The organism is Brevundimonas sp. (assembly GCF_004210735.1).
GTDB lineage: Bacteria > Pseudomonadota > Alphaproteobacteria > Caulobacterales > Caulobacteraceae > Brevundimonas.
Genome location: NZ_SDZL01000027.1, coordinates 31,690 through 39,240, shown reverse-complemented (window position 1 = coordinate 39,240; position 7,551 = coordinate 31,690). Strand labels below are relative to the sequence as shown.

General features: G+C 67.6%; 10 protein-coding genes. 7 read left to right on the top strand and 3 right to left on the bottom strand.

Annotation, left to right across the window (positions count from 1 at the left end; genetic code table 11):
- Both EON91_RS07935 and EON91_RS07930 read left to right on the top strand, forming a co-directional pair.
- On the top strand, window positions 1-771 hold a 771-nt coding region (locus EON91_RS07935; RefSeq protein ID WP_292093203.1), incomplete at its 5' end, for an iron ABC transporter permease.
- Complete coding sequence (locus tag EON91_RS07930) at window positions 768-1,520, top strand: ABC transporter ATP-binding protein (protein WP_292093201.1); 753 nt, start codon at window positions 768-770, stop codon at window positions 1,518-1,520. The genes EON91_RS07935 and EON91_RS07930, both read left to right, overlap by 4 nt.
- Window positions 1,521-1,524: 4 nt before the next feature.
- On the opposite strand, the gene EON91_RS07925 is transcribed toward EON91_RS07930, so the two are convergent.
- Window positions 1,525-3,567 (bottom strand): lytic transglycosylase domain-containing protein, encoded by a 2,043-nt coding sequence (locus EON91_RS07925; protein ID WP_292093199.1) that lies wholly within the window; start codon window positions 3,565-3,567, stop codon window positions 1,525-1,527.
- Window positions 3,568-3,678: 111 nt separating this feature from the next.
- On the opposite strand from EON91_RS07925, the gene dapA reads away from it, so the two are divergent.
- Window positions 3,679-4,563: a 4-hydroxy-tetrahydrodipicolinate synthase gene (gene dapA, locus EON91_RS07920; protein ID WP_292093197.1), complete on the top strand. Its 885-nt coding sequence runs from the start codon at window positions 3,679-3,681 to the stop codon at window positions 4,561-4,563.
- Window positions 4,563-5,033 carry an SsrA-binding protein SmpB gene (gene smpB, locus EON91_RS07915; RefSeq protein ID WP_292093195.1) on the top strand — a complete coding sequence of 157 codons (471 nt, stop codon included), beginning with the start codon at window positions 4,563-4,565 and terminating at the stop codon, window positions 5,031-5,033. The genes dapA and smpB overlap by 1 nt, the downstream gene beginning before the upstream one ends.
- Window positions 5,034-5,040: 7 nt before the next feature.
- Here smpB and EON91_RS07910 read toward each other — a convergent pair whose 3' ends face one another.
- Both EON91_RS07910 and EON91_RS07905 read right to left on the bottom strand, forming a co-directional pair.
- Window positions 5,041-5,232 (bottom strand): hypothetical protein, encoded by a 192-nt coding sequence (locus tag EON91_RS07910; protein ID WP_292093192.1) that lies wholly within the window; start codon window positions 5,230-5,232, stop codon window positions 5,041-5,043.
- A gap of 174 nt (window positions 5,233-5,406) precedes the next feature.
- The gene (locus tag EON91_RS07905; protein ID WP_292093191.1) at window positions 5,407-5,985 is read right to left on the bottom strand and encodes an NYN domain-containing protein; all 579 of its coding nucleotides are present in this window, start codon (window positions 5,983-5,985) and stop codon (window positions 5,407-5,409) included.
- Between the two features lie 30 nt (window positions 5,986-6,015).
- Between EON91_RS07905 and folK the strand changes: the two genes are divergently transcribed.
- The 3 genes from folK to rpoZ all read left to right on the top strand — a co-directional run bounded on the left by folK (window position 6,016) and on the right by rpoZ (window position 7,498).
- A complete protein-coding gene (gene folK / locus EON91_RS07900) occupies window positions 6,016-6,555 on the top strand; it encodes a 2-amino-4-hydroxy-6-hydroxymethyldihydropteridine diphosphokinase (RefSeq protein WP_292093189.1) in 540 nt (179 codons plus the stop codon).
- Between the two features lie 55 nt (window positions 6,556-6,610).
- Window positions 6,611-7,045 carry a cupin domain-containing protein gene (locus EON91_RS07895; protein ID WP_292093187.1) on the top strand — a complete coding sequence of 145 codons (435 nt, stop codon included), beginning with the start codon at window positions 6,611-6,613 and terminating at the stop codon, window positions 7,043-7,045.
- Window positions 7,046-7,138: 93 nt separating this feature from the next.
- Window positions 7,139-7,498 carry a DNA-directed RNA polymerase subunit omega gene (rpoZ, locus tag EON91_RS07890; protein WP_292093186.1) on the top strand — a complete coding sequence of 120 codons (360 nt, stop codon included), beginning with the start codon at window positions 7,139-7,141 and terminating at the stop codon, window positions 7,496-7,498.
- Window positions 7,499-7,551 lie beyond the last annotated feature (53 nt).

The window sequence follows — 7,551 nt, the reverse complement described above, 5'->3', positions numbered from 1 at the left end:
GTTCTTCAGGGGCTGCTGCGTAACCCGCTGGCCGATCCGGGCGTGCTGGGCGTGTCGGCCGTGGCCGCCCTGATGGCGGCGCTGGCCATCGTGCTGGGGCTGGCGGCCCTGCCGGGCGCGGTCGAGATCGCGGCCCTGCTGGGCGCGGCGGGGGCGGGCGTTCTGCTGGTCGCGGTCGCGTCGGTCGTGCGGGCGCCCGAGGCGCTGATCCTGTTCGGCGTGGCCCTGTCCAGTTTCGCGGGCGCGGCGACGGCGCTGATCTTCAACCTGTCGCCATCGCCCATCGCCACGGCCGAGGTGATGTCCTGGCTGCTGGGGTCGGTCCAGAATCGGAGCTGGATCGATGTGGCCTGGGTCACGCCCGCCGTCCTTCTGGCCGCAATCCTGGCCGCCGCCAGCGCTAGGGGCCTGCGCATGCTGGCGCTGGGCGAAGAGACGGCGCGAACATCGGGCCTGCCGATGGAGCGGCTGCGAATGCTGGCCATCGTCGCCTCGGCGCTGGCGGCCGGATCGGCCGTGGCGGTCGCAGGCATGATCGGCTTTGTCGGTCTGGCCGCGCCGCATCTGGTGCGTAGCGTGGTGCGGGGCGATCCGGCGCGGACGCTGCTGCCCTCGGCGCTGGCGGGGGGGCTGATGCTGGTGCTGGCTGATCTTCTGGCCCGGATCACGCCGACAGAGCAGGAGCTGAAACTGGGCGTGTTCACCGCGCTGGTCGGGGCCCCGCTGTTCGCCTTGATCGCGTGGCGAGCCGCACGGGAGTGGCGACTGTGAGCGCGATCGCCCTGTATGACGCCAGCCTGACCCTGTCCGGCCGCCTGGCGCTGGATGGCGTCAGCCTGTCCGTCGCGGCGGGTGAGTTGGTCGCGGTCGTCGGCCCCAACGGCGCGGGAAAGAGCACAGCGCTGCGTGCGTGCCTGGGCCTGATCGCGCTGGATCAGGGCAGGGCTGAACTGGGAGGCGATGACGTGCGTCGCCTGTCTGCGCGAACGCAGGCCGAACGCGCCGCCTATCTGCCTCAGGATCGGCGCATCGCCTGGAATATGCCGGCCGTCGAAGTCGCCGCATTGGGCGCGCCCTGGCTGGCGGGTAGCGAGGCGCGGGGGCGGGCTGTGGAGTCGTTGGAGGCCGTTGGGGCCGTGCATCTGGCTGATCGGGGTGTGGGCGAAATGTCAGGTGGCGAGCGGGCCCGCGTGCTGCTGGCCCGTGCACTGACAGCACAGGCGACGGCTCTGATCGCGGACGAGCCCATCGCGGATCTGGATCCCGACGCGCAGCTTCTTGTGCTGGATCTGTTGCGTCAGCGCGCGAGGGCGGGACGAGCGGTCGTGGCCAGCCTGCACGACCTGACCCTGGCGGCGCGGCATGCTGACAGGATTATCGTGCTGGATCGGGGATGTGTCGCAGCGGATTCGGCGCCCCTGACTGCGCTGACGCCGGAGATCCTGCTGTCCGTCTTCGGGATCGAGGGCGCCTGGATAGAGACGCCCGACGGACCGCTGCTGAGCGCCCGCCGGGCCTGATCCTTTACCGACCGCCGGAATAGGCGCGCGGACCTGGTGGTGTGCCCTTCGCCAGATCCTGCGACAGCGTCAGCGGGCCCGTGCCACCGTTCAGACGGGCGCGATAGACCTGCATATTCTCCATCACCCGCATCATGTAGTTGCGCGTCTCGGTGAAGGGCGCGCACTCGATGAAGTCGATCGGATCGACCTGACCGCCGCGCGGTTCGCCACAGCGGGCTACCCACTGGGGCGGGCGCGCCGGACCGGCGTTGTAACCGATAGTGGCCAGCAGCTGGGAGCCGCCGAAATTATTGGTCAGCTCGGCCAGGTGGTAGCTGCCCAGCGCCATGTTGTGGTCGGGGTCCCACAGACGCTCGGCCGTGTGGCTAATGCCCAGACGGCGGGCGACGCCCGAGGCGGTGGCGGGCAGGAACTGCATCATGCCGCGAGCGCCGGCGTGGGATTCGACCAGCGGGTCGAAGCTGGATTCCTGACGCGTGATGGCCAGGGTGAACTCCAGCGGCGCGGCGCCGGTGACTTCCGGTGGGTGGCGGATCGGGAACATGCGTTCCGGCATCACCACGCCGCGCTGATTGGCGCCGCGACCGACCATCATCGAGCCGAACTGATCGCCGTAACCCTTCACCAGATCCATCAGCTGGGCGAAGTCGGCCGGCTGGCTGATCTGTTCGTCATCCAGATGATAGGCGAAGACCCGCATCAGGGTTTTCTCGCCTGTCTCGCCCAGAATGCGCGTGGCGCGCACCACTTCATTACCTTCAAAGCGGGCGACGTCGGTGGCCGTGGGCGCGGGTTCGCCCGGCAGGGTCAGGGTGGTGTGGCCCAGCTTCTCGGCTGACAGCTGCCCATAGAAGGTTTGGATGTGCTGGGCGCCGGCCTCATACCAGCGGCGCGCGCCGGCCTGATCGCCCTGGGCCTCGGCCGAGCGGCCCAGCCAGTACAGGGCGCGGCCCTGAGTGATTGGGGTGGTCGAACTGTTGCGCAGGGTCTCGAAATGGCGGGCCGCGACCTGCGGATTGTTCAGCTTGGTCAGGGCGACCCAGCCGGCGAAGAACTCGCCATCGACCTTGCGTTCGCCCGAGGGGAAGCCGTGGCCGTTCATGGCGTCATAGGCGCCTTGCCAATTGCGGGCGGCCAGGGCGTCCAGGAAGTAGTTCCGGCGCTCGCTCCAGAGCGTGTTCTGCCCCTCGGTATGCAGCGGGGCCGGGGGCAGGGCGGCCAGCAGGGGATAACCTTCTGACTGGCGGTTGGCGGCGCGCAGAATGCGAACGCGTTCCTGGATCACGGCCGGATCGCGCGCCTGTTGCGAGGACAGGCCGGCGACGACGGCGTCAGGGCTATAGGCGCTACGCAGGGACATGGCGGCGTTGGCGGTGACCCGCCGTTCGGATGACACCAGCGACAGCATGGCGCGCGTGGCGGGACCATGCGGCCCGGACAGCAGCATGCCCAGACGCGCGTCGTGGTCCGCCTGACTCAGCCAGCCGCCCCAGCGGGTCAGGATGCGGTTCTGCTGACCGTCATCGAACGACTGGGTCCGCCACCAGTCGCGGATCAGGGCCTGGGCCTCGTCGCGGCGACCCCGCTGCTCCAGCGCGGAGGCCAGGGCGACGGCGCCCTGAATGGTGGTGGGCTTGGTGTCGCCGAAGAAGGCGAGGGCGGTGTCCGGCGCGGCGCCGGCCATGTCCAGCGCCTTTTCACCCGCCTGACGGCGCGAATCGCCCCGCGGCCAGGCGGCGAACTGGCTCTGGGCCTGGGACAGTTCGGCATAGGACAGTTGCGGCGCCGACGTGTCGAGCAGCGCCCATTCCACCAGCTTGCGCGCGGTGGGGTCGCTGATCCGCGCCATGATCGACCGCGTGCCGATGACGTCCCTGGCCCGGGCCGAGGTCAGGCCCTGACGGAACAGGGCCGCGTCCTGGCTGCTGAGCACCGGGCCCGAGGCCGCGCTTGACGCCGCATAGGGCGTCGCCTGGCCGGCCATCATCATGCCGGGCTCGGGAGCCAGGAGCGCCAGGGCGGCGGCAAGCGTCGTCGCGATCATGATATGTGTCTTCCCCATTCAAGACCGGTTGCGGCGCGACCGCCTGCAACCTACCCTCCCGCGCTTCCAGTTACGGGCCTATGCCCATTCCCGCGCAGGTATGTTGTTTCAATGACCGCCCCCTTGTTCAAGGGCGTGATCACCGCCCTGATCACACCACTTCGTGACGGAAACGTGGACGAGGCGGCGTTCGAGCGCTTGCTTGAACGCCAGATCCAGGCCGGGGTTCACGGCGTCGTTCCCATGGGCACCACGGGTGAGAGCGCGACCCTGCATGCGGACGAACATGCCCGCGTGGTGGAGCTTTGCGTCCGTCTGGCCGCCGGGCGGGTGCGGGTCATCGCGGGCGCCGGATCGTCCGCCACGGACAAGGCGATCGACCTGGTCCGGCATGCCAAGACGGTGGGCGCCGACGGCGCTCTGGCGGTGACACCCTATTACAATCGTCCGTCGCAAACTGGTCTTGTCAGCCATTTCGAGGCCATCGCCGAGGCCGTTCAGCTGCCGGTCCTGCTCTACAACGTGCCGGGACGCACGGGCGTCGACCTGTCCAACGAATCGGTTGCGGCGTTGGCGAAGCATCCGAACATCGTCGGCATCAAGGATGCGACCGGCGACATCGCGCGGGCCAGCTGGATGCGGACACATATCGACGGCCAGTTCGACCTGATCTCGGGCGATGATCCGTCGTGGCTGGGCTATATGGCGCACGGCGGGCACGGGGTGATCTCGGTTACCTCCAACGTCGCGCCCGAGGCCATGGTGGCGCTGTACGAGGCGACGCAGGCCGGTGACTATGCGACGGCCCGGTCCTGGCAGGACCGTCTGATCGGCCTGCACAAGGCGCTGTTCCTGGACAATTCGCCGTCGCCGACCAAATACGCCCTGGCCAGGTTGGGTCTGTGCACCGAGGAGGTGCGGCTGCCGCTGTCCCTGACTTCCGACGCGGTCAAACCCGCCATCGACCGGGCTCTGGCGGAGGCGGGCGTCCTCTGATGGCGTCCACGGCCCCCAAGACCAAGCTGATCGCCGAGAACAGGCGGGCGCGGTACGACTATTTCCTGGAAGACCACATCGAGGCCGGCATCCAGTTGCTGGGCACCGAGATCAAGGCGCTGCGCGACGGTCGGGCCAACATCGCCGAGAGCTATGTCTCGCCCGAGGGGCGCGAGATGGTGCTGATCAACGCGGACATTCCGCCGTACAAGCAGGCCAATCGCTTCAACCACGAGCCGCGTCGTCACCGGAAACTGCTGCTGCATCGCAAGCAGATCGACAAGCTGATCGGGGCGGTCCAGCGCGACGGGCGCACAATCGTGCCGCTGCGCCTGTACCTGAACGAGGCGGGCAAGGCGAAGCTTGAGATCGCCTTGGCCAAGGGCAAGAAGACGCATGACAAGCGCGAGGCCAGCGCCGAACGCGACTGGCAGCGCGACAAGGCCCGACTGCTGCGCGACAAGGGCTGAGGCAGGCCTAGCCTGCGGGGTGCGCTTCCAGCACGCCGGGCAGGGCGGATGTCATGGCGTCCTGTCCATAGAGACCCAGAGAGGGACCGTTCATCCGGTCCAGCCCCAGACCGGCGATGGCCAACGCCGCTGCGGCGATAACAGCCAGCAGCGCCATGCGCCGCTCTCGCGGTGAAAATCCGGTGTCGGTATTACGCATCTGTCCCTCCAGCATTGGAGGAACAGGGCATTGAAACAAATGTTCCTTGCGACCACGCAAGTCCGGGAGATCGGTCAGACCTGTGGTTCGGCTGCCACGCTCAGTCGTCCAGCAGCGCCTGCGCGCGACGGAATATCGCATCGAACATCCCGATCGTCAGTCCGGGCGCGCCCATCAACGGTCGCCCCGGTCAAAGGTACGGGCGACGCCGGCGGAGGGCGCTGTCTTCGGCTTGCCGACCTCGTCGATGATGTCGGCCAGATCGATGAAGGCGTCGGCCTGACGGCGCAGCTCGTCGGCGATCTGGGGCGGCTGGCTCTTCACTGTGGATACGACGGTTACGCGCACGCCCCTGGCCTGAATCGCCTCGACCGCGCGGCGGAAATCGCCGTCGCCGGAGAACAGGACGACGTGGTCCAGACGGAGCGACAGCTCCAGCATGTCCACCGCCATTTCGATATCCATATTGCCCTTGGTGCGGGTGTGACCCTGGGCGTCGGTGAAACGTTTGACCGGCTTGGTCACCACGGTGAAGCCGTTGTAGTCGAGCCAGTCGACCAACGGCCGGATGGGCGAGAACTCTTCGCCCTCGATGATGGCCGTGTAATAATAGGCGCGAACCATCTGGCCCTTGCTGCTGAACCAGTCGGACAGCTTGCGGAAATCCAGGTCGTAGTTCAGCGCCCGGGCGGCCGAATACAGATTGGCGCCGTCGATGAAGAGGGCGAGGCGTTCGCCCGGATGGCCGGTCATGAATATGGGTCCGTTGGAAAGGTCGCGAATATGAACACCCCGACCGAAATCGACGACGGCGACCTCAATCTGGATGATGCAGTCATCGTCGCGCTGGGGTGCAATGACAAGGGGGCGTGGGCGTCGTGCGAGGAAGCGCTGGAGGCCGCCCTGGCGCGGTTTCGCAGCGAAGGGATCGACGTGCTGGTGCGGTCGTCCTGGTGGCGGTCGCAGGCGTGGCCCGACCCATTGGATCCTGACTTCCTGAACGGCGTGGCGATTGTCCGGACGGCGCATGAGCCAAACATGCTGATGGCGGTCCTGGCCCGGATAGAGGAGGCGTTCGGTCGCCAGCGATCCGCTCGCAACGCGCCCCGCACCCTGGATCTGGACCTGATCGCCTATGGTCGTCATACAGGCGACATGAACGGGCTGATCCTGCCGCATCCGCGCGCGGCCGAGCGACGCTTCGTCATGGGGCCGCTGGCCGAGATCGCGGGCGAGTGGTTGCACCCCATCGCGGCGATGTCCGCTTTGATCTTGGCCGACGCCGCGACCGTGGGACGCGACGCAGCGCCCCTGAAGCGTTGATGGAGCGCCGCCGACAGGGTACGTCATTCAAGGAGATGACACCGGAGGACATTTCGTGGCCCTGACCTTGCTCGCCCTTCTGTCCGTCCTGGCTGTTCAGGAGACGCACCCCGCGCCGGCCAGCCCGCCACAGGGAACCGGCGTCGTGATCCGCGAGGCGGACACCGTCGTCCGGCAGCCGCCGCCGCATCGGGGCGAGGGCATGAGCACCGCCTACCGGATCTCCGACGGCGTGCCCAACCGCGCTATGGAGTTTCGCAAGCGCGCCCTGCACCCGGGCGCGTCGATCGGCCTGCATCCCATCGCCCACGATGAAGTCTATTACGTCGTCAGCGGGCAGGGGGTGGTGACGTCTGACGGCGTCGAAACCGCTGTAAAGGCGGGCGATGCGGCCTATCTGTACGACGGCAATGTGGTGGGCGTCCGCCAGACGGGTGAGGCCGATCTGGTGCTGATCATCGCCTATCCGTTGGCGCAGCGGAAAGATTAGGGCGTCCGGCGCCGCATTCCCGCCTTCGCGGCGTTGCACAATTAGCTTCAACCCTATATTTTGTGCGGTTCTCCCTGCCGCCTGAGGATTTTCATGGCCCGCGTCACTGTCGAAGATTGCATCGAGAAGGTGCCGAACCGCTTTGGTCTGGTTCTGCTGGCCGGCCACCGCGCCCGCAATATCGCCAACGGCGCCGCGCTGACGATCGACCGCGACAACGACAAGAATCCGGTCGTCGCCCTGCGCGAGCTGGCTGACGACATGGTCGTGCCCGACGAACTGCGCGAGAACATCATCACCACGCTGCAACGCGTCGATGAGCGTACCGAAGCCGAGGACGAAGCCGAAGTCGTGGCGCTGCTGGCCGAGCCGCAGCACATGAACATGGCCGAGGCCGAACTGATCCGCGCGCTGCAAAGCGACCGGGACGGCGGCCAGGAGGAACGCTACTGACGGCAGAGCCTGTCACTGGCGTTACTATCCTGCCGGCGCGGTCCACCGCTGAC

Bases quoted from the DNA above. Each gene is read 5' to 3' on its own strand.
- EON91_RS07925 (WP_292093199.1), bottom strand. From the start codon at position 3,567: ATGATCGCGACGACGCTTGCCGCCGCCCTGGCGCTCCTGGCTCCCGAG.
- rpoZ (WP_292093186.1), top strand. From the start codon at position 7,139: ATGGCCCGCGTCACTGTCGAAGATTGCATCGAGAAGGTGCCGAACCGC.
- EON91_RS07905 (WP_292093191.1), bottom strand. From the start codon at position 5,985: ATGACCGGCCATCCGGGCGAACGCCTCGCCCTCTTCATCGACGGCGCC.
- folK (WP_292093189.1), top strand. From the start codon at position 6,016: ATGAACACCCCGACCGAAATCGACGACGGCGACCTCAATCTGGATGAT.
- EON91_RS07910 (WP_292093192.1), bottom strand. From the start codon at position 5,232: ATGCGTAATACCGACACCGGATTTTCACCGCGAGAGCGGCGCATGGCG.
- dapA (WP_292093197.1), top strand. From the start codon at position 3,679: ATGACCGCCCCCTTGTTCAAGGGCGTGATCACCGCCCTGATCACACCA.
- smpB (WP_292093195.1), top strand. From the start codon at position 4,563: ATGGCGTCCACGGCCCCCAAGACCAAGCTGATCGCCGAGAACAGGCGG.